The organism is Bacillus sp. FSL R10-2780, from assembly GCF_038006125.1.
Lineage (GTDB): Bacteria > Bacillota > Bacilli > Bacillales > Bacillaceae_G > Bacillus_A > Bacillus_A cereus_U.
On sequence record NZ_JBBOUQ010000001.1, the window covers coordinates 1,129,889 to 1,150,089 of the forward strand.

A 20,201-nucleotide genomic window follows, 5' to 3' on the forward strand; every position below is an offset into this window, starting at 1 on the left:
GATTTCTAGTTATGTAGCAAGTTCCCTTCAGGTGTGACAAAAGAAGTGTGGAATCGGCAAAGAAAGTGTTTTTTCACGAAGTTCAGCTGTTTAGCACATACGATTTATATAAATTATTTTCAGTTATCGGAAAATTGGGCTTATTATAGTTTGACGATAATAAGCTAATTAGATTATCATAATTATAAATATCTTTTTTATGTATGCATATAATATATAAAAAGGTGGTTACTAATGTAGAATTTTATTAGAGTATAAGAATGCTTACTTCACTTGAATAAATTTAAGTAGGAGGTGGCTTCCTTGCTTACACTGTAAGTAAGGAAAAGTATTTGGACATATATAGTATAAGTATAGTGATTGTTTTAATTGCCTTAACGGCATTTTTCGTTGCAGCAGAATTTGCAATTGTTAAAGTGAGGAGTTCACGAATTGACTATTTAATTGCAGAAGGAAATAATCGTGCACTATCTGTCAAAACAATCATTACAAACTTAGACGAATATTTATCAGCTTGTCAATTAGGAATAACTGTTACAGCTCTTGGGATTGGGTGGTCTGGTAAACCTGCGCTAAAGCACATGTTTGATGTGTTGTTTGCAAATTGGAACGTCCCTACTCAACTCGCAGACATTTTCGCTATAATTTTGGTATTTTTGTTTATCACATTTTTCCATGTGGTAGTAGGAGAGTTAGCTCCAAAAACATTTGCGATTCAAAAAGCAGAACAAGTGAGTTTCTTTGTTGCTAAGCCACTCATTTTGTTTTATCGGATTGCATTCCCATTCATTTGGATTTTAAATGGATCAGCTCGGTTAATTACAAAGTTTTTTGGGTTGAAACCACCAAAAGGGCATGATGAAGTGCATTCAGAAGAAGAATTGCGGTTGTTAGTTTCAGAAAGTTATAAAAATGGTGAGATTAATCAATCTGAATATAAGTATGTGAATAAAATATTTGAATTTGATGATCGTATTGCGAAAGAAATAATGGTACCACGAACAGAGATGAATATTTTAAATAAAGAAATGCCTGCTGAAGAGGCTTTACAAAAAATGTCTCATGAAAAATATACGAGGTATCCGGTTGTTGATGGTGATAAGGACCATGTAATAGGCTTTGTGAATTTTAAAGATATATTTACAGATTTTGTGAAGCATCGAGTTGTTAGTGAAAAGACAGTGGAGCAATATATTAGGCCAATTATTTTAGTTATTGAATCTATCCCAATTCATGATCTATTTTTAAAAATGCAAAGAGAAAGGACACATATCGCTATATTAATTGATGAATATGGTGGTACATCAGGTCTTGTAACCGTTGAAGATATTTTAGAAGAAATTGTAGGGGATATTCAAGATGAGTTCGATACTGATGAACAACCGGAGATCCAACAAGTTAGTGAGACGAAAACGATTTTAGAGGGAAAAGTACTTGTTAGTGAAGTGAACGCATTATTAGGTTTGACTATTGATGACGATGATGTCGATACGATTGGCGGTTGGATTCTAACAAAAAATATTGAGATTTCCGAAGGTGATACCATTAAAATTGAAAATTATAAATTTTGTGTAAAAAAATTAGATGGACACTATATTAAGAGGTTAGAAGTAACGAAACCTTCAGAATCGATTGTTATTGTTGGAGATGAAAAAAAGATTTCGCTCCAAGAACAAATTAGTTCGTAAACTCTGCTTTGTAGCAGAGTTTTTTTGAGCAAAATGTTTTTTGATGTATTAGGGCTATGATACAATTACATAAGTCAGACCTTTCACCAGGTGAAATAAATGCAATGTATTATTGTATACATATATTCGGAAGGAGAACCAATATGAAAAAGCATTTATATATAAATGGGGTATGGAAATCAGTAGGGACGTATAAACCATTGTATGCACCATATTCTGAAGAAACATTAGCGGAGATTGCGCAAGGTACAGAAGATGACGTTAAGGAAGCAGTAGTTTCGGCTAAAAATGCAATGAAAGAAATGAAAAAATTATCTGCATACGACCGTGCAACTATTTTAGAAAAGGTTGCACAAAAAATGGATGAGAGAAGAGAAGAGTTTGCAGAGATTATCGCAAAAGAAGCTGCAAAACCAATTCGTGCTGCACGGGGAGAAGTAGATCGCACTGTTCAAACATATAAGTTTGCAGCTGAAGAAGCGAAGCGAATATATGGTGAGACGTTACCATTAGATGCTGCGCCAGGAGCAGAGGGCCGTATAGCGTATACAATTCGACAACCAATCGGGGTTATTGGTGCTATTACACCGTTTAATTTTCCGCTTAATTTAGTAGCACATAAAGTAGGCCCAGCAATTGCGGCTGGAAATACTATTGTGCTAAAGCCAGCAGACCAAACGCCACTTTCGTCGTATGCATTGGTAGAATTATTTGAAGAATCTGGTTTACCAAAGGGAGCTTTCAATATAATTTCTGGACCTGGATCTGTTGTAGGTGAGGCATTAGTAAAAGATGAGAACGTTGCTAGTATTACTTTTACAGGAAGTCCGAAAGTAGGTATTGGAATTAAGGAAAAAGCTGGATTGAAACGAGTGACGTTAGAATTAGGATCGAACGCTGCTGTAATTATTAATGAAGATGTTGAATTGACAGACGAAATAATTGAACGTGTAAAATGGGGCGCGTTTGTGAATAATGGACAAGTTTGTATTTCAGTACAACGTGTTTTTGTGCATGAATGCAAAATGGAGGAGTTTATTACAAAATTAACGAAAGCAATGGAAAGCGTTGTAGTAGGAGACCCGCTTCATGAAGAAACAGATGTATCGGCACTTATTTCAAAAAACGATGTAGAACGTATAAATTCATGGGTGGAAGAGGCAGTTAAGGAAGGAGCAAATGTTGTATACGGTGGTAACAAACGTGATGCAAGGATTTTTGAACCAACTGTATTAACAAATGTTCCAGAGTATGTATCTGTTCAGTGCCAAGAAGTATTCGGTCCACTTATGACTGTAAATACATTTAAAGAATTTGATGAGGCTTTAGAACAAGTAAATAATTCACGTTATGGATTACAAGCAGGTGTATTTACAAACAATCTATGTAAAGCAATGCGTGCAATTGATGAATTAGAAGTCGGTGGTGTCATGATTAATGATATTCCAACGTTCAGGGTAGATCATATGCCTTATGGTGGTGTAAAAGAGAGTGGCACAGGCCGTGAAGGGATTAAATATGCAATAGAAGAAATGACAGAAATGAAATTAATATGTATTAAAAAATAAAAGGTACACTTTTTTAATCAAGTGTACCTTTTATTTTACTTCATTTCTTGTTTGAAAATATCATCTTCGGCATAAATGTGTTCTTTATCTACAGCAGTGCTATGAGATAGTACTAAACCGATTGGTGTTTCTGTGCCTTTATTTTGAACAATTGTAAAAGGAACATTTTTTTCATTTGCTAATTTAATGTATTTTGATAAATGTGGGTAAGCAATGCTACCATTTAGGAATAGTTGTAATGATTGAGAAGAACGCATGCTACCTGTTACTTCTGTATACACATTACTTTGCATTACTTGACCGATGGTTAAAGCGATTTCTACACGCTCACGTAATGTAGTTAAGTACATATTACGTTCTTCTGGTTTGTTTTGCTTTTGGCCATATATGCCTTCTTGGAGATAGTCTTCCACATTTTTATTTACCATATTTTTCACACCTTTCACTTCTTATTGTACGCAAGAATTAAAAAGGATGCAAAAAAAGTAGTTTTGAACAGGAAAATAATTTAAAAAATGAGAAGGGAAAAGGGATATATGAATACAACTTATTTAAATAAGAAAGGAAAAATAAATTTTATCAACATAAATTAACAAAATGTGACAAAAATCTATTAACGAAATGTATTTTTTGTGTTAATATTCAAAATATAAAGGGTATTCGTCGTATGGAAATGGAGGGAATGGAGGTTTTTCCAATCGATAAGGATATTAAAGAAGTATTTTGTTCGCACTTGAAAAACAACAGGCACCAATTCGTAGAGAACTGGAAAAACAAAATGATAATTTCCGAAAAAGATCCATTTAAACAAGAAGTTGTTCAAAATGGAGAAAATTTATTAGAGTTAATTATCGAACTTATTATGGAAGATAAAGACATTAATTATCTTCAGCCATTATGTGAGAAAATGGCTATTGAGCGTGCAGGTGCAGATGCGAATATTGGAGATTTTGTTTACAATGCAAATGTGGGAAGAAATGAACTTTTTGAAGCAATGTGCGAATTGGATGTAAGCGCCCGTGAATTGAAACCGATTATGGCCAAAATACATACTTGTTTTGACAAATTAATTTATTATACCGTTTTAAAATACTCAGAAATTATATCGAGGAATTTAGAAGAAAAACAGCAATATATAAATGAAACACATAAAGAAAGGCTTACGATTCTAGGGCAAATGTCGGCTAGTTTTGTGCATGAATTTCGTAATCCGCTAACTTCGATTATGGGATTTGTCAAGCTATTGAAGACAGACCATCCTAATCTATCGTATTTAGATATTATTTCACATGAATTAGATCAATTGAATTTTAGGATTTCGCAATTTTTACTTGTATCGAAAAAAGAAATGTGGAATGAATCGGAACGTTTTTGGCTAAATGACTTATTTCAAGATACTATACAATTCTTATATCCAAGTTTAGTTAATGCAAATGTTTTGATTGAAAAGAATTTGCCGTATCCTATTCCACTCGTTGGTTACCGGAGTGAAGTGAGGCAAGTAGTTTTAAATATTTTAATGAATTCGATTGATGCTCTTGAATCGGTGAAAGAAGAGCGGAAAATTATCATTGATGTATTTGAAGAGGATCAGGCTGTGCGCATTGTTATAAAAAATAATGGACCTATGATTCCAGCAGAAAATGTAGAGACTATTTTTGAGCCATTTGTAACTACTAAAAAGCTAGGAACTGGTATCGGATTATTTGTATGTAAACAAATTGTAGAAAAACATAATGGATCCATATTGTGTCGTTCGAATAACGATTGGACAGAATTTCAAATTACGTTTCACAAGTAAACAGTCTACACCATACGAATGGTGTAGACTGTTTTAATTTGTAAGTATAACGGTCTCTAATTTTGGACCCTCAGTTGAATAACCTACCATTGAAATTGTGTAAATTGTATTTGGTTCAACGTTGAATTTCGGAATGGTTAATAGTACTTTTTTTGTATCCGCAAGTGAAACTTCAATATCTGCTGTACCAGGGCTAACTTGTAAAAAATCTGTTATTTGTTTAAAGAGTACATTTTCAAATAAATGATCCCCATCTTTTAAATTTACATTTACTACTGGAGTGTCTGGTGAAAAATGTGCAAACCGTATTTTTGCTTGACCAGATGGTAAATGAGTATTATCAAGAATAGGTTGTAATTGGAGATGATTATCGCTATTGACCGCTGCAAGGGTATAAGCGTGATTCCCCATTATTGGTACTAATGCTGAGAATATTGGAGTTTCGTTTCCGACAGGGACAATATCAATACGGTATTTACCTTGTACTAATGATAAATAAGGACTGAATTGTTTAAAAGAAATATTTTTAATAACCTTTTGTCCGTTTATTATAATATCAACTGCTGGTGTATAGGGAGCTGTGTGAAAAATTCTCATATGTGACGGTAAAGTTGCTTCTTGTGAATCTCTCTTTTCATATGCTTGTACAAGTTTTGTAATTGCATCATGGTATTTCATATAGAGTTCTACATATCTTTTAGGATTGCTATATTGATAGTAACGAGCGAGCTGTTCGTAACGTGCAGCTTCTTGTCCATACTTTTCAATTTCGGATTGAGTCATGAACATTCCTCCTTTATCATCATTACAAATATATGCGAAGCTAGAAAGAGGTTATGCAAAAAACTTACCTTTCTAGAAGGAAAAGTTAAAATGGGGATTTTTTTATTTATAGGCAAACACACATACAAATCGATAATTGTCCTACATAAATTATAAAGGAAAGGTAGTTTGACTTTTATGGAAGGAGTGGAACCCTAGGGATGGGGATATCCCAATAGTTATTGGGAATGAAGTTATGGAGGATTTGGTGCAATAGGCTGTGGGACGAATTATGGATTTGCATTATGAGTATTTCTATTAATTTTAGTGATGCGTTGGATAAGGTAATACTGATAAAAGAGCGTCGTGCCGAACTGATTAATATGGTTAATCGGTTCTTTTTTTATTGTTCTAAACAGGTGATACTATTTGTTAAGTAATAGTTACGATAAATATGGCGAAGTGAAATGTCGAATTTTGTTTGAAAATATGCAATATAAAGTAGGATAATAGGAAGGAGAATAACGGGAGTTCCGTCGAAGTTTACACAATGTCAGCAATTGAGGGGAGCTGATATTATGTTAAAAAAACATTCAATTTGTTGTTATCTTAAATCAGAGAGGGGTATTTAAGCGTACAGGTAAGGGTTGGTCTTCATTTTAAGTTCTGAATTTTCTGTTTTTAAAATAATATTTAGCACTCATTTGTATATTTTATAATAGTTTTTTGATAAATTCACTGCTTTCGCAGAGGGTTCTTTTTTATGAAAGAAACGTCAATTTTCTTCATATATATATACAAATTGGAGAAATGGGGGAGCGCTATGCGCGATTACTTAATTAAACCACTTGTTGGTCAGCCGTATCCAATGATTTCACATGGAAAAGGTGTTTATTTATATGATCAAAACGGAAATAAATATTTTGATGGTTCGTCAGGAGCGATTACGGCAGGTATTGGACATGGCGTAACAGAGATTGCGGAAGTTATTAAAAAGCAGGCAGAGGAGATTGCGTTCGTTTATAGATCACAGTTTACGAGTGAACCGGCTGAAAAATTAGCGAAGAAGTTGAGTGATTTAAGTGTAGGAGATTTGAACTGGAGCTTTTTTGTGAATAGTGGTACGGAAGCAAATGAAACAGCTATGAAAATCGCAATTCAGCATTTTCAGGAGCGTGGCATTCAAGGGAAACATAAAATTTTGTCACGGTGGATGAGCTATCACGGGATTACAATGGGAGCTTTATCTATGTCTGGGCATCCACTGCGCAGACAACGTTTCGTTTCTATTTTGGAAGATTATCCGACTATTCCAGCGCCATATTGTTTCAGATGTCCTGTACAAAAGGTATATCCAACATGTCAACTTTCTTGTGCGACTGAACTAGAAAGAGCGATTGATCGAATTGGTGCAGAGCATATTGCAGCTTTTATTGCTGAACCGATTATCGGAGCTGCTGGAGGCGCGGTTGTCCCACCGAAAGAATACTATAAAGTAATTAAAGATATTTGTAGTCATTACGATATATTATTTATTGCGGATGAAGTAATGACTGGACTTGGTCGTACTGGTGCATGGTTTGCTATGGAGCACTGGGGTGTAGAACCGGATATTATGACGCTTGGTAAGGGGCTAGGAGCGGGTTATACACCAATGGCAGCGACAATTGTAAGTGACCGTGTTATGGAGCCGATTTTACATGGATCACGTTCTGTAATGAGCGGGCATACGCTTAGTGCAAATCCATTGTCTGCAGCAACGGCTTTAGCTGTTATTGAATATATGGAGAAACATAATTTACCTGAAAAAACAGCAGAAAAGGGAGAGTATTTATTAAAAGGTTTGCAGAAAGTTCAACAACAATCGACAATCATTGCCGATGTGCGTGGAAAAGGGTTGCTAATTGGAATAGAATTGCAACCGTTTACAAAGGCATCAGAGCTTATTTCAGTTGCTGCTAAAAATGGACTGCTCTTATACCAAGCTGTTTCAGGGCAAGCAGGAAAAGAGGATAGTGCACTGCTTGTTGCACCACCAATGACAACTACATATTCCGAGTTAGATGAATTACTTTCAATTTTTGTACAGAGCGTGGAAGAGATGATGCAAAAAGGAGGGCATAGTATCGCATGACAACCATTACAAATACATTCGATAAATTAAAAGAAATAGAGGAAATAATTTCTTTGTTCCATGATGATATGACATTAATGTTTGGGGGGTTTGGAGGAATCGGATCCCCTCCATCTTTAATTCAAGCTGTTTTAGATAAAGGTATTACAAATTTAAATTTAATAGGAAATGATACTGGATTTCCTGATGTAGGAATCGGTCGTCTTGTTACGAATGAAAGGGTTAAATCTTTAGTTACTTCTCATATTGGGTCAAATCCAAATGCGGGAAGACAATTAAATGAAGGAAGATTGCAAATTGAATTCTCTCCGCAAGGAACACTCGCAGAGCGTATTCGCGCTGGCGGTGTAGGGCTTGGTGGTATTTTAGTTGATGTTGGTGTTGATACGATTGTAGAAGAAGGAAAACGAACAGTTGAAATGAATGGAAAGACATATTTAGTTGAAACAGCTTTAACGGCTGAAGTCGCAATTGTATATGCGAAAAAAGCGGATCCGTTTGGCAATCTTGTATTTGATAAAAGCGCTCGTAATATGAATCCACACGTAGCTATGGCTGGTGACATAACGATTGTAGAAGCAGAAGAAATTGTTCCACTTGGAAGTTTAGATCCAGAAGAAATTGTCGTCCCAGGTGTATTTGTAAATTATATCGTGCCATCGGAAGGAGTGAATTGGAAATGGGTATGGGCGTAGAAGTAAGAGATAAGATTGCAAGACGTGCAGCGAAAGAAATTCAAAATGGTATGCTTGTAAATTTAGGTATTGGGATTCCATCGCTTGTACCGAATCATTTGCCAGAAGATATGAATGTTATGTTTCATGCGGAAAACGGTATTGTTGGTATGGGACCAACGCCAAGTAAAGGGAATGAAGATGAGAATTTATGTAACGCAGCTGGTTTACCAACATCTCTTATTACAGGAGCAAGTTATTTCGATAGCTGCATGGCGTTTGGCATGATTCGAAAAGGATTACTTGATGTTACGATACTTGGTTCGTTACAAGTAAGTGAAAATGGTGATTTAGCGAACTGGATTGTACCAGGAAAACGCGTTCCAGGTATTGGAGGAGCGATGGATTTAGCGCAAAAAGCGAAGCGGGTCGTTGTTGTGATGAATCATGTTGATAAATACGGAAATGCAAAGATTGTTTCGGAATGTACATTGCCATTAACTTCGAAAAAATGTGTAGATTTAATTATTACAGAAATGGCTGTTATGGAAGTGACTCCAGGAGGACTTGTCTTACAAGAATTAATGAGTCCGTACACTGTAGAAGATGTAAAACAACATACGACAGCTGATTTTCATATAAGCTCAAATTTACTAGTAATTGAATGAGGGGAGTTGTAATATATGGAGCAATTAAAAAAACAAGTTTGTGATTATATTGAGAGTCATGAAGAAGAGAGCGTAAAATTTTTAACACGATTAATTCAAGAAAAGAGCGTATCTGGTGATGAAAGTGGTGCGCAGGCAATTGTTATTGAAAAGTTGCGTGAGTTAGGTCTAGACCTTGATATTTGGGAGCCTGCTTTTAATGAAATGAAAGAGCACCCTTATTTCGTATCACCTCGTACAAGCTTTACAGATAGCCCGAACATTGTAGCGACTTTAAAAGGAAGTGGCGAAGGGAAATCTATGATTTTAAATGGGCATATTGACGTCGTGCCAGAAGGGGATGTAAATCAGTGGGACCATCATCCGTATAGTGGAGAGAACATAGGAAACCGCATATATGGGCGTGGAACAACAGATATGAAAGGCGGAAATGTCTCACTTATGCTTGCGATGGAAGCAATTATTGAATCTGGTATTGAACTAAAAGGTGATATACATTTTCAAAGTGTAATAGAAGAAGAGAGCGGTGGGGCAGGAACATTAGCTGCTATTTTACGAGGATATAAGGCAGATGGCGTTATTATTCCTGAGCCGACGAATATGAAGTTTTTTCCGAAACAACAAGGGTCAATGTGGTTTCGTCTACATATAAAAGGAAAAGCAGCACACGGTGGTACACGGTATGAAGGAGTAAGTGCAATTGAAAAAAGTATGTTTGTTGTAGATCATTTGAGAAAATTAGAAGAGAAGAGAAACGGTCGAATTACAGATCCGTTATTTAAGGGGATTCCGATTCCGATTCCAATTAACGTTGGGAAAATTGAAGGAGGAAGCTGGCCAAGTTCTGTTCCCGATTCATTAATTTTAGAAGGAAGATGTGGTATTGCGCCGAATGAGACTATAGAGGCAGCAAAAGAAGAGTTTGAAGGCTGGATTGGTGAATTAAAAGAAGTGGATAGTTGGTTTGTAAAAAATCCTGTAGAAGTAGAATGGTTTGGAGCGAGATGGGTTCCTGGTGAACTAGAAGAAAATCATCCACTTATTACAACGCTTCAACATAACTTTGTTGAAATCGAAGGGAACGAACCGATTATAGAAGCTTCGCCATGGGGAACAGATGGAGGTTTGTTCACACAAATCGCTAACGTACCAACGATAGTATTTGGTCCAGGAGAGACGAAAGTAGCACACTATCCAAACGAATATATAGAAGTTGATAAAATGATTGCTGCCGCAAAAATAATTGCATGTACATTACTAGATTGGTGTGAGGTGAAGAAATGAAATACTATGAATCTTTTAGTGAACAGACAAAGCATTATACAGTAGAAGGGGTTTTAGATTATTTTAATAAACGTGTTAGAGTTGATCACTATACAGGAAATGTTGAAAGTATTATACAAACAATCGATGAATTAGCAGAGAAACATTCTTTCACTAAATGTATTATTAAAGGAAAGGGAGAGCATGTTTCAACATGGCTCTCTTTCGGTTTCTTACTGGAAGCAACGATACCTCATTATTTTCAAGGACACGATGCGCACTTCTTCGTGAAATATCATAATGATGAAAGACGAAATAGTATTCATTGGACTGAGGAAGATACCATTTTAAGTGGTGTAAAAGCAAAAGAAGTGAAAGAAAAAATAGTCCCAGAGGAATTTGTGTTAAGAAAAGCGACAGAAGAGGATGCGGAAGAATTAGCAATTGTCTTTGGAAAAGTATTTGAAGTTTATCCGACACCTTTAAATGATGCGAGTTATGTAAAGCAGACGATGAAGGAAGACGATACAATTTACTATGTTTATGAATTCGAGGGGAAAATTATTAGTACAGCATCTGCTGAAATGAACGTGAAAGAAGGTAATGCAGAATTAACGAATTGTGCTACATTACCTGAATATCGAAAACATGGTTTCATGAAAAGTCTGTTAATTAAATTGGAGGAAGAGCTCCAAGAAAAATCTATTTTTTGTTCTTATACAATTGCTCGCTCGCTATCTTTCGGTATGAATGCAGCCTTTCATCAATTAGGCTATACATATACGGGAAGGCTTGCGAATAATTGCTACATTTTTGATAAGTTGGAAGATATGAATATATGGGTGAAAGATTTATCCAGCTATTCGAAAGCAGTAAGACTCCCGCCTCAAAATTCGGCAGTAAAGCAAAGAAGTTAGGTGGGAGTCGGGTTAATAATCAGTGGGGATGAATAAAGCCCCACTGATTAAAGTTTCATTTAACCATAAATAAGCAATAGAAATATATATAAATTTCATCAAAATAATAGAACGGAATCGTCATGCTTATAATCGCACAGAGGGATGCCGAAAATCCGGCATGCATTTGCCGGATTTTCGGCAAGAGGGGGAATGACATTGCTAGCAGTTTCGACACAAGAAGTCATTGAAGCGATTTTGGGCAGTATTGATGAGGCTATACATGCAGTGGATGAAAATGGTATTACAATTTTTTATAATACAGTTGCTGCAAAACATGATGGATCGAAAATTGAGAATGTGCTAGGAAAACATTTATTAGAAGCATTCCCTTCATTATCTAGGGAAACGAGTACACTAATGAAAGTGTTACATACGAAAAAACCGATTGTACATCAAGTTCAGCATTATCAAAATTTAAATGGGGAAGACGTTTGTACGGTAAATACGACGCTACCTATTTTTATAGATGGAAATATTGCCGGTGCTGTTGAAATTGCGAAAGATTATTCTACAATTCAAACGCTTACTGACACAATCGTAGATTTACAATCGAAAATAAAACGGTCGACTAGCAAAAAAATGGTAAAAAAGCATGTTGCATTCGAGACAATTGTAACAAATGATTCCCGCTTTAAACAGACGAAAGAGTTAGCTCAAAAAGTAGCCCCAACTGATGCAAATGTTTTAATATATGGTGAAACAGGAACAGGGAAAGAGCTATTTGTGCAAGCAATTCATGAAGCTTCTAAACGGAAAAACAAGCCATTTATTGCACAAAACTGCGCAGCTTTGCCAGAGTCGCTATTAGAAAGTTTATTGTTTGGAACTACAAAAGGAAGCTATACAGGGGCAATTGAACGAGCGGGATTATTTGAACTTGTAGATGGAGGAACATTATTTTTAGATGAACTTAATTCAATGCCACTCGATTTACAAGCGAAGATGCTACGTGTATTAGAAGATGGAGTTATTCGTCGCATTGGTGATAATAAGACGAGAAAAGTAGATGTTCGCGTTATTACTGCAATGAATCAGCCTCCAGAAGTATGTTTAAGAGAAAATAAAATTCGCACTGATTTATACTATCGATTAAATGTGTTTTCATTATATATTCCGCCGCTTCGCGAAAGAACTGAGGATGTACTGTTATTAGCGTCTTACTTTTTGAAAGAATATAATAAAAGTTATAAAAAAGGTGTACTTCAAATTGATAAGGAAGCGAAAGAAAGATTACAAGCTTATCAATGGCCTGGAAATGTTCGTGAGTTAAAACATACGATTGAACATGCTGTCATTATTACGGAAGGGAATTCGTTAACAGCAAATTGCTTACCACGAACATTTCGGAAAGAGAAACTTCCGAAGAAGAAAAGTATATTACCACTTAGGGAAGCTCTTCATCAAACGGAAAAGGAATTAATAGATCAAGCATTAATTGAAACGGAAGGGAATATTTTGCAAGCAGCAAAAATGTTAGGTATTCCGCGTCAAACGCTTCAATATAAACTGAGCAAGTACGACAAAACCGCCGAATAATCGGCGGTTTTTGTGTGTTTGCACCAATAAAAGAGCGTTTACATATATAACGAGTAATGAATATGATAGTAAATATCGTTTTAGTACAGCACTTAAAAATATTTATTCTCTTATATAATAGGGTATTTCTCGCATTTACTTATCAAGTATATGAAGTTGGCATAATTATTGCTTATATAAAGGATGAGCGTATAAAAAGGGGGAATAGCAATGTTACATGATGTATACAAACCAAATCGTCACTGGAAGGATATTGAATTATGGAAAGATGTTACAGAAGAACAATGGAATGACTGGGTTTGGCAATTAACGAATACGATCAAAACTTTAGATGATTTAAAGAAAATAATTAACTTAACACCTGAAGAAGAAGAAGGTGTTAAAATTTCAACGAAGACGATCCCGTTAAACATTACACCGTACTATGCTTGGCTAATGAATCCTGATGACCCACGCTGTCCGATTCGGATGCAATCAGTACCGATTTCGGAAGAGTTATATAAAACAAAATATGATTTAGAAGATCCTCTTCATGAAGATGAAGATTCACCAGTTCCAGGATTAACGCATCGCTATCCAGACCGCGTACTATTTTTAGTAACGAATCAATGTTCTATGTATTGTCGTTACTGTACACGTCGTCGTTTTAGTGGACAAATTGGAATGGGCGTACCGAAAAAGCAATTAGATGATGCGATTGCTTATATTAGTGAAACACCACAAGTACGTGACGTTTTAATTTCTGGCGGTGATGGACTTCTAATTAATGATAAAATTTTAGAATATGTATTAAAGAATTTACGAGCAATCCCGCATGTCGAGATTATTCGTATCGGAACGAGAGCACCAGTTGTATTCCCGCAGCGTATTACAGAAAACCTGTGTAACATTATTAAAAAATACCATCCAGTATGGTTAAATACGCATTTTAACACTTCTATTGAGATTACAGAAGAATCGAAACTAGCATGTGAAATGCTTGCGAATGCAGGTGTTCCAATTGGAAACCAAGCTGTAATTTTAGCTGGAATTAATGACAGCGTTCCAATTATGAAAAAACTTATGCATGATTTAGTGAAAATTCGTGTTCGTCCATATTATATTTATCAATGTGATTTATCAGAAGGTATCGGTCATTTCCGTGCACCAGTTTCGAAAGGTCTTGAAATTATTGAAGGCTTACGTGGACATACATCTGGTTATGCAGTACCGACATTCGTTGTTGATGCACCGGGCGGAGGCGGAAAAATTGCGCTTCAGCCAAACTATTTAATTTCACAAAGTGCGGATAAAGTTGTTCTTCGTAACTTTGAAGGGGTTATTACAACGTATCCAGAACCAGAAAACTATATCCCAGGAAGAGCAGAAGGCTACTTTAAAGAAATTTATCCGACTTATGAAGAGAAACGTTCTGATATCGGCGTTGCAGGATTGATGAGTGATAGGAAATTTAATCTTGTTCCAGATGATTTACAACGTATGAATCGCCGTAAAGATTATGAAGTCAATGAAACGCATGCTTCTTTAAAAGATAAACGTGATAAGCGTGATCAATTAAAAGATAAAAAATATCAAGCACAAATGGCAAAGTTAGATGACGACAAAAAAAATGAGGGTGACGTAGTATGAATTGTATGTGGTGTGACAGTACAGAAGCGAAAGAAAGCTTGAATACTGTATATTGGGAATTACCAGATGGTACGAAAGCCATTGAAATCCAAGAGACACCATGTATTACTTGTTCCTCATGTGGAATGGACTATCAAGCAGACCATACTGTAAAAGAAATTGAAGATCAGTTGTTTTTAATTTATACGAAAGATTTGCCAAAACAACTAACATTCGAAGAGTTGATGGGAAGACCACGTTTATTAAAAAGGAATTATTTCGACTTTTAACCAGCTTTTATGCTGGTTTTTTTCTTTTTTGCCTTGTATAATGTACCCAAGTTAGAAAGGTAGGGAATATTTTTGAAAAAGACATTTTACCATTATATGATGAAGCACCGTGCAGCTTTATTTAAAAATGCAATATCAGATTTAGCAGAGGCGATGTATGATGATTTAAGTTTTCCGAAGCAATCTGAAGACTATGATGTAATTAGTTCATACTTAGAGTTAAGTGGAATGATAGAAAGTATGTCTATATTTGATGATGCATGGGATTTGTATATACAAGAGAGATAGAAAGTATAAAAAAACATACAGAATACTTCACTTTAAAAAAGTAATGTATTCTGTATGTTTTTTTATACGAAATTTCTTGATTTGAAGCTAGTCTATTTACTAGCTTTTTTTGCGTTTCACATAAATTTTTATGTAGTGATATTTTTTTATTGAAAAAATTTATGAATATAAGCTTCTGTGATAAGCGTTTTTATGTAGGTTGCATATACTGTTATCAAAATCACGACGTCAAAAAAAGGAGAGATAGAGATGGCAAGAAAAAAACAACCTAAATACAACGTAGGGGACATAGTCGTGATTACGCTATATGGAACCGTTGGAAAAATCACAAATATGAAGATTTTAGATGGAGTTTACGTATACGAAGTAAATAATCACGATGGGTTTTACGTTGAGCAAACTTTACAGCATGTAACAGAGCAAGAAATGAAAAAGGGAGACACAGAGTGGATTGAATTAAATTATAACTTTACGTTTGGTGATCTCGTGCAAGTAACTGGATATGATAAAGATGTTTTTCGTATTGTTGGTTTTCGTACAGAAGTATGGAGATATAAAAATGATGCATGGGAAGATACTATATATGAATTGTCACGAATTACTGATGGTGAATGGTTAGAAGCTGATGAATCTGATTTAACATTACTTGCCAATGCACAAACGGCAAATGCAATTTTGAAGAAAATGAAACAAGATAAAGCTGGTATGAATAAATTGGATTTAGGAAAATTGAAGTCAATTAACAATTCGAAAAAAGTAAGTGTAAAGACGAATCGCCAAGAAATTATTGATGGGTTATTAGATATTTATAATGATTATCATTTATTATTCGATACATTTAAAGATGAAGAATATAAAATTGTTATGGATGTTGTTCAAAATTATTTAGTTAAATTGACAGAGAAAAAATAGTTAACTAGAAAGAGAGAATAAATTGAACAACAACATATGCAGTATAAGGTATGCCTACAATTATTAAAAAAATAAAAAGCCATTTAATAAGAGAGTCTGCCCATTGATCTTCATGCATGAACTCTTCTTTTGTTTGCTCTACTTCGTATTGGTATTCCATTATTATTTCCCCCTTTGGATAGCTTGTACTAACATCGTATGCCCTTTGCCTACATGATATGACTTATAAAAAAGAAAAAACTATTTTTCTAATCTCATATACATAATTTTGAGATTTTTTCATAAAACAGAAATAAAGGAGTGATGCTCATGAAGGAAATTGAAGTCGTAATTGACACGGAAGAGATTGCGGAGTTTTTTTATGAGCGACTAATTGAAAGAGGGTACGTTCCAAAAAGAGAAGAAATTGAGGACCTGGCAGATATTACATTTGAGTATTTATTAGAGAAATGCATGATTGATGAAGTTTTTGATGAAGAGGAAGATTGAAAGTAACGGCGGGCTTAACTCGTCGTTTTTTACTCTTTACAAACTTGTCACAAATATAGACAAGAATTGTTGGTATAATTAAAAGAAAATTTTATACAAGAGGTGAAGGGATGTTCAAAAAAATTATTGATTCTTTATTAGGAAAGAAAAAACATCGTTCGTATTCAAGTAGTGATTATCGTCATAGAGGGCGCTCGTATTCAAGTAGCGATAATAAACGACGTTCATCTGGTTATGGGCATCAGCATTATAAAAGAAAACGTAAAAGCCGTAGCTTCTTTTCAAGTAGCTGATGAAATGGCGTCGTATACTAGCTTTATTTGATAGACCACTGCGAAAAAATACAATCGTTGCAGAGCGTTATAAGATTGAATCAGTAATTGGAATGGGCAGTTATGGGGTTACATATGTCGTTAATGATTTACAAATAAATAAATATAAAGTCTTAAAACAATTAAGGCAAAGTAAACAAAGATATGAGTCTGGTAGAAAATCATTTGAGCAAGAGAAAGTGATTTTACAAACATTAAATCATGCGTCAATTCCTAATCTACATGATCATTTCATATGGGAGAAAAAGAACTTTTTTGTGATGGAGTATATGCCGGGGGGAAATTTCGAAGATCATATTTTCTTAGATGGGCAAGTATATGATGAACGTGAAGTTTTTGAAATTTTATATGAAGTACTAGGAATTGTTTCGTATTTTCATAGTAAAGGTATCATTCACCGAGATTTACGTATTCCAAACATATTAATGAAAGAAAATCAGATTAGTATTATTGATTTTGGATTGGCTAAATTGAAAGGTGAGGGTGATGAGCGAGCTATAACTTATGAAGGTGAACAAGCTTTGATGCGAGAAGTTCACTTTCGTAGCGACTTTTATGCGCTCGGTCATTTCGTATTATTTTTATTGTATGCTGGTTATGAATCGACTGAAAAAAAGGAAAAACCTTGGTATGAAGAGTTAGTGCTGGAAGAATATAATCGCGACATGCTAATGCGAATGTTACAAATGAAAGCGCCATACTATGAAAATGTACAAGATTTGAAAAAAGATGTAGCTTACGCTTTAGAAAGGATGGAGACCCCATGTTTCAAAAGTTTTTAGCAAGCGTTGGAATTGGAAGTGCAAAAGTAGATACTGTTCTTGAAAGAGATGAGTATACAGTTGGAGAAGAGATAGTAGGGAAGGTTCATATAACTGGAGGTTCAGTTAGCCAAGAAATTGAAAGCATTTACTTAACGTTGTCGACGTCATATGTAAGAGAAGTGGATGATAAAAAAGTAACTGCATCGTATGATTTAGAGCGAGTTCGTTTAACAGATCCATTTTCTGTAGAGCCAAATGAAAAAGTGGAAATTCCATTTTCGTTTTTAATGCCAATTGAAGCACCACTAACACTTGGAATGAAAACGGTTTGGGTTCATACAGGTCTTGATATTAAACGTAGTATTGATCCAAGTGACCGTGATTATATTCAAGTATTGCCGAATGCGCTATTGAACAGTGTATTAGCTAGTGTAAATCAATTAGGTTTTAAAGCGCGTCATATAGAATGCGAAGAATTACCGTATCGATTACGTAAGCAAGTTCCATTCGCGCAAGAATTTGAGTTTATTCCAGTTTCCGGAGAGTATTATGGGAAATTAGATGAATTAGAATTATTAATTTTGCCAAGTGCCCACGACCGATTAGAAATCATTATGGAAGTAGATAGAAAATCACGTGGATTGGCTGGTTTATTCGCAGAAGCGCTTGATCTTGATGAGAAGGTTATTCGCTTTACAGTAACAAACGAAGATATTCCAACGATGCAGCAAAAAATTAACAATAATATTTTTTAATAAACTATGCATAAAAAAGAAATGGAGAGGAAAACTAAAACAACCGCTCCATTTTTTTGCATAGTGAGGTTATGTATGTGAAACGATACCGACATTTATACTTGTTAAGTTGTACACTACTCATTTGTTTTGTCGCACTATCACTTTCGTATCATACCGCTTGTATTGAAAAATTTGATAATGTAGTCGCACACTTTATTCAAAGTTTCCGAAACGATTATTTGACAAACTATTTTACTTGGGTATCCTTTATCGGTTCAAAAAGAATATATTTCCCGTTACTCATTATACTTGTAATGTATTTTCTTCTTAGAAAAAAAATATTAAGTGCATTACTTCTAACAATTAATTATTACGGATCACGTTATTTGAACAGTATGCTCAAACTATGGTACGAACGAGCAAGACCTGATGTGACGCAGCTTGTTACAGCAACTGGATATAGCTTTCCGAGCGGTCATACGATGAACGCTACTGCTTTTTTAGGATTTATTGCATACGTCACAATTACAGAAGATCGTATTTCATTGCATAAAAAGTTGCTGCTTATTTTTATAGCAAGCTTCGTTGTATTATCTATTTCAGTTAGCCGAATTTATCTTGGCGTGCACTATCCATCTGACATATTAGCCGGATGGGCAGCTGGCGGTAGCTGGCTCGTTTTATGTGTTATATTTCATAAGGCGTTCATTAAAAAAGAACCTATGTCATAATAGGTTCTTTTTGCATAGGCTCCACATGAATATGAGCATGGTAAATTCCGAATTTCTTTCGAAGCATATCTTCAATATTGTCAGTAATACAATGGCTTTCGCTAACATCCATTCGAGCATCTACTTCAATTGTAATATCTACATACGTTTGATTCCCATACATACGAGCGCGAATATCTACAATATGTTCCACACCTGAAATATGCTCGATAGCATCAGCATATTCATCCATTTTCTCAGGATCGATTCCATCCGTTAGCATATGAGAAGCTTCTACGAAAATTTCCCATGCAGTCTTACAAATAATAAAACCGACAATTAAAGCAGCGATAGGGTCTAAAATAGGCATTTTGAACTGTGCTCCGACAATACCTATTACTGTACCAATACTTACGAGAGCATCTGATAAATTATCTTTTGCAGCGGCTTCTAACGACTTACTCTTTGTTTGAATCGCAATCTTTTTCGTATATTTATATACGAAATACATTACGACGGCAGAAAATAAAGCAACCCACGCAGCGAGTACATTAGGCGCTGCTTGTTTCGGATTTAAAAACGATTGAATTGCACTAATCACAACTTCTAATCCGACCGTTGCCATAATAAAGGAAGCAACAAGTGATGCGATTTGTTCTGCACGCGAATGCCCATATGGATGATCTGGGTCACGAGGCTTACGAGAAATTTTTAGGCCAATTAATATTGCTAAAGAAGCACCAATATCCGTTAAGTTATTCAAACCGTCAGCACGTAATGCGCTAGAGAGGGTAATATAACTGATGATGATTTTCAAAGAGGATAAAAATATGTAGGCTATAATGCTGACAATAGCACCTTTATCAGCTTCTTTATGAGAAAGAGAATCCATTTTAATCACTCGCCTTTCTACAAGGAGTTTCTTTCTATACATAGAGTATCAAACGAAACTCGTGTGGGTCTATACAAACATTGTTGACGTTTTATAGCTTTTTAAGAAGGGGATAACAAAGTTTCG

At 35.1% G+C, this 20,201-nt stretch carries 22 protein-coding genes; 18 read left to right on the forward strand and 4 right to left on the reverse strand.

The window, feature by feature from the left end; genetic code table 11:
- The first annotated feature begins 332 nt into the window (after positions 1-332).
- On the forward strand, positions 333-1,688 hold the full coding sequence (locus tag NSQ47_RS05960; RefSeq protein WP_002157975.1) for a hemolysin family protein: 1,356 nt from the start codon (positions 333-335) through the stop codon (positions 1,686-1,688).
- A 143-nt stretch (positions 1,689-1,831) separates the two neighbouring features.
- Entirely contained in the window at positions 1,832-3,256 is a 1,425-nt protein-coding gene (locus NSQ47_RS05965) for an aldehyde dehydrogenase family protein (protein ID WP_002157974.1), read from the forward strand.
- Between the two features lie 35 nt (positions 3,257-3,291).
- On the opposite strand, the gene NSQ47_RS05970 is transcribed toward NSQ47_RS05965, so the two are convergent.
- Entirely contained in the window at positions 3,292-3,684 is a 393-nt protein-coding gene (locus NSQ47_RS05970; protein ID WP_002157973.1) for a YueI family protein, read from the reverse strand.
- A 239-nt stretch (positions 3,685-3,923) separates the two neighbouring features.
- On the opposite strand from NSQ47_RS05970, the gene NSQ47_RS05975 reads away from it, so the two are divergent.
- A complete protein-coding gene (locus tag NSQ47_RS05975) occupies positions 3,924-5,057 on the forward strand; it encodes a BA2291 family sporulation histidine kinase (protein ID WP_087947236.1) in 1,134 nt (377 codons plus the stop codon).
- Positions 5,058-5,090: 33 nt separating this feature from the next.
- On the opposite strand, the gene NSQ47_RS05980 is transcribed toward NSQ47_RS05975, so the two are convergent.
- Entirely contained in the window at positions 5,091-5,840 is a 750-nt protein-coding gene (locus NSQ47_RS05980) for a DUF4397 domain-containing protein (RefSeq protein ID WP_341036365.1), read from the reverse strand.
- An 802-nt stretch (positions 5,841-6,642) separates the two neighbouring features.
- Between NSQ47_RS05980 and NSQ47_RS05985 the strand changes: the two genes are divergently transcribed.
- The 10 genes from NSQ47_RS05985 (at position 6,643) to NSQ47_RS06030 (ending at position 16,151) form a co-directional block, all read left to right on the forward strand.
- Positions 6,643-7,953 (forward strand): aspartate aminotransferase family protein, encoded by a 1,311-nt coding sequence (locus NSQ47_RS05985; RefSeq protein ID WP_002157971.1) that lies wholly within the window; start codon positions 6,643-6,645, stop codon positions 7,951-7,953.
- Positions 7,950-8,648: an acetate CoA-transferase subunit alpha gene (atoD, locus tag NSQ47_RS05990; RefSeq protein WP_341036366.1), complete on the forward strand. Its 699-nt coding sequence runs from the start codon at positions 7,950-7,952 to the stop codon at positions 8,646-8,648. The genes NSQ47_RS05985 and atoD overlap by 4 nt, the downstream gene beginning before the upstream one ends.
- Positions 8,633-9,295 carry a CoA transferase subunit B gene (locus NSQ47_RS05995; protein WP_002157970.1) on the forward strand — a complete coding sequence of 221 codons (663 nt, stop codon included), beginning with the start codon at positions 8,633-8,635 and terminating at the stop codon, positions 9,293-9,295. Before atoD ends, NSQ47_RS05995 begins: the two co-directional genes overlap by 16 nt.
- 15 nt (positions 9,296-9,310) lie before the next feature.
- Positions 9,311-10,579, forward strand: coding sequence for a peptidase (locus NSQ47_RS06000; protein ID WP_002157969.1), 1,269 nt, complete (start codon positions 9,311-9,313; stop codon positions 10,577-10,579).
- Positions 10,576-11,475 carry a putative beta-lysine N-acetyltransferase gene (gene ablB, locus NSQ47_RS06005; protein ID WP_002200607.1) on the forward strand — a complete coding sequence of 300 codons (900 nt, stop codon included), beginning with the start codon at positions 10,576-10,578 and terminating at the stop codon, positions 11,473-11,475. Before NSQ47_RS06000 ends, ablB begins: the two co-directional genes overlap by 4 nt.
- Before the next feature lie 192 nt (positions 11,476-11,667).
- Positions 11,668-13,053 carry an arginine utilization transcriptional regulator RocR gene (gene rocR, locus NSQ47_RS06010; RefSeq protein WP_087952667.1) on the forward strand — a complete coding sequence of 462 codons (1,386 nt, stop codon included), beginning with the start codon at positions 11,668-11,670 and terminating at the stop codon, positions 13,051-13,053.
- A gap of 210 nt (positions 13,054-13,263) precedes the next feature.
- A complete protein-coding gene (gene ablA, locus NSQ47_RS06015; protein ID WP_002148177.1) occupies positions 13,264-14,682 on the forward strand; it encodes a lysine 2,3-aminomutase in 1,419 nt (472 codons plus the stop codon).
- Positions 14,679-14,951, forward strand: a complete 273-nt coding sequence (locus NSQ47_RS06020; protein ID WP_002202113.1) for a YokU family protein — start codon at positions 14,679-14,681, stop codon at positions 14,949-14,951. Before ablA ends, NSQ47_RS06020 begins: the two co-directional genes overlap by 4 nt.
- 72 nt (positions 14,952-15,023) lie before the next feature.
- A complete protein-coding gene (locus tag NSQ47_RS06025; protein ID WP_002157964.1) occupies positions 15,024-15,239 on the forward strand; it encodes a YozE family protein in 216 nt (71 codons plus the stop codon).
- A gap of 249 nt (positions 15,240-15,488) precedes the next feature.
- Positions 15,489-16,151 (forward strand): hypothetical protein, encoded by a 663-nt coding sequence (locus NSQ47_RS06030; RefSeq protein ID WP_002119090.1) that lies wholly within the window; start codon positions 15,489-15,491, stop codon positions 16,149-16,151.
- Between the two features lie 4 nt (positions 16,152-16,155).
- Here the strand turns inward: NSQ47_RS06030 and NSQ47_RS06035 are convergent, their stop codons facing one another.
- Positions 16,156-16,311 carry a DUF3930 family protein gene (locus tag NSQ47_RS06035; RefSeq protein ID WP_002018281.1) on the reverse strand — a complete coding sequence of 52 codons (156 nt, stop codon included), beginning with the start codon at positions 16,309-16,311 and terminating at the stop codon, positions 16,156-16,158.
- 149 nt (positions 16,312-16,460) lie between these two features.
- On the opposite strand from NSQ47_RS06035, the gene NSQ47_RS06040 reads away from it, so the two are divergent.
- From NSQ47_RS06040 to NSQ47_RS06060, 5 genes are all read left to right on the forward strand, one after another.
- Complete coding sequence (locus tag NSQ47_RS06040; RefSeq protein ID WP_002012644.1) at positions 16,461-16,640, forward strand: YozD family protein; 180 nt, start codon at positions 16,461-16,463, stop codon at positions 16,638-16,640.
- A gap of 110 nt (positions 16,641-16,750) precedes the next feature.
- Positions 16,751-16,933 carry a hypothetical protein gene (locus tag NSQ47_RS06045; protein WP_002141661.1) on the forward strand — a complete coding sequence of 61 codons (183 nt, stop codon included), beginning with the start codon at positions 16,751-16,753 and terminating at the stop codon, positions 16,931-16,933.
- On the forward strand, positions 16,933-17,754 hold the full coding sequence (locus NSQ47_RS06050; RefSeq protein WP_002202112.1) for a serine/threonine protein kinase: 822 nt from the start codon (positions 16,933-16,935) through the stop codon (positions 17,752-17,754). The genes NSQ47_RS06045 and NSQ47_RS06050 overlap by 1 nt, the downstream gene beginning before the upstream one ends.
- Positions 17,736-18,491 (forward strand): sporulation protein, encoded by a 756-nt coding sequence (locus NSQ47_RS06055; protein WP_002157963.1) that lies wholly within the window; start codon positions 17,736-17,738, stop codon positions 18,489-18,491. Before NSQ47_RS06050 ends, NSQ47_RS06055 begins: the two co-directional genes overlap by 19 nt.
- 77 nt (positions 18,492-18,568) lie before the next feature.
- The gene (locus tag NSQ47_RS06060) at positions 18,569-19,204 is read left to right on the forward strand and encodes a phosphatase PAP2 family protein (RefSeq protein WP_341036368.1); all 636 of its coding nucleotides are present in this window, start codon (positions 18,569-18,571) and stop codon (positions 19,202-19,204) included.
- Here NSQ47_RS06060 and NSQ47_RS06065 read toward each other — a convergent pair.
- Complete coding sequence (locus tag NSQ47_RS06065) at positions 19,194-20,075, reverse strand: cation diffusion facilitator family transporter (protein WP_002157961.1); 882 nt, start codon at positions 20,073-20,075, stop codon at positions 19,194-19,196. The two genes, NSQ47_RS06060 and NSQ47_RS06065, sit on opposite strands and share 11 nt — an antisense overlap.
- Between the last annotated feature and the right edge of the window lie 126 nt (positions 20,076-20,201).

Coding starts and splice junctions, on each gene's coding strand:
- NSQ47_RS05975 (WP_087947236.1), top strand. CDS start 3,924: ATGGAAATGGAGGGAATGGAGGTTTTTCCAATCGATAAGGATATTAAA.
- ablA (WP_002148177.1), top strand. CDS start 13,264: ATGTTACATGATGTATACAAACCAAATCGTCACTGGAAGGATATTGAA.
- atoD (WP_341036366.1), top strand. CDS start 7,950: ATGACAACCATTACAAATACATTCGATAAATTAAAAGAAATAGAGGAA.
- NSQ47_RS06040 (WP_002012644.1), top strand. CDS start 16,461: ATGAAGGAAATTGAAGTCGTAATTGACACGGAAGAGATTGCGGAGTTT.
- NSQ47_RS06030 (WP_002119090.1), top strand. CDS start 15,489: ATGGCAAGAAAAAAACAACCTAAATACAACGTAGGGGACATAGTCGTG.
- NSQ47_RS06045 (WP_002141661.1), top strand. CDS start 16,751: ATGTTCAAAAAAATTATTGATTCTTTATTAGGAAAGAAAAAACATCGT.
- ablB (WP_002200607.1), top strand. CDS start 10,576: ATGAAATACTATGAATCTTTTAGTGAACAGACAAAGCATTATACAGTA.
- NSQ47_RS06000 (WP_002157969.1), top strand. CDS start 9,311: ATGGAGCAATTAAAAAAACAAGTTTGTGATTATATTGAGAGTCATGAA.
- NSQ47_RS05985 (WP_002157971.1), top strand. CDS start 6,643: ATGCGCGATTACTTAATTAAACCACTTGTTGGTCAGCCGTATCCAATG.
- NSQ47_RS06055 (WP_002157963.1), top strand. CDS start 17,736: ATGTTTCAAAAGTTTTTAGCAAGCGTTGGAATTGGAAGTGCAAAAGTA.
- NSQ47_RS05970 (WP_002157973.1), bottom strand. CDS start 3,684: ATGGTAAATAAAAATGTGGAAGACTATCTCCAAGAAGGCATATATGGC.
- NSQ47_RS06065 (WP_002157961.1), bottom strand. CDS start 20,075: ATGGATTCTCTTTCTCATAAAGAAGCTGATAAAGGTGCTATTGTCAGC.
- NSQ47_RS05995 (WP_002157970.1), top strand. CDS start 8,633: ATGGGTATGGGCGTAGAAGTAAGAGATAAGATTGCAAGACGTGCAGCG.
- NSQ47_RS05980 (WP_341036365.1), bottom strand. CDS start 5,840: ATGACTCAATCCGAAATTGAAAAGTATGGACAAGAAGCTGCACGTTAC.
- NSQ47_RS06020 (WP_002202113.1), top strand. CDS start 14,679: ATGAATTGTATGTGGTGTGACAGTACAGAAGCGAAAGAAAGCTTGAAT.
- rocR (WP_087952667.1), top strand. CDS start 11,668: ATGACATTGCTAGCAGTTTCGACACAAGAAGTCATTGAAGCGATTTTG.
- NSQ47_RS06035 (WP_002018281.1), bottom strand. CDS start 16,311: ATGGAATACCAATACGAAGTAGAGCAAACAAAAGAAGAGTTCATGCAT.
- NSQ47_RS06050 (WP_002202112.1), top strand. CDS start 16,933: ATGAAATGGCGTCGTATACTAGCTTTATTTGATAGACCACTGCGAAAA.
- NSQ47_RS05965 (WP_002157974.1), top strand. CDS start 1,832: ATGAAAAAGCATTTATATATAAATGGGGTATGGAAATCAGTAGGGACG.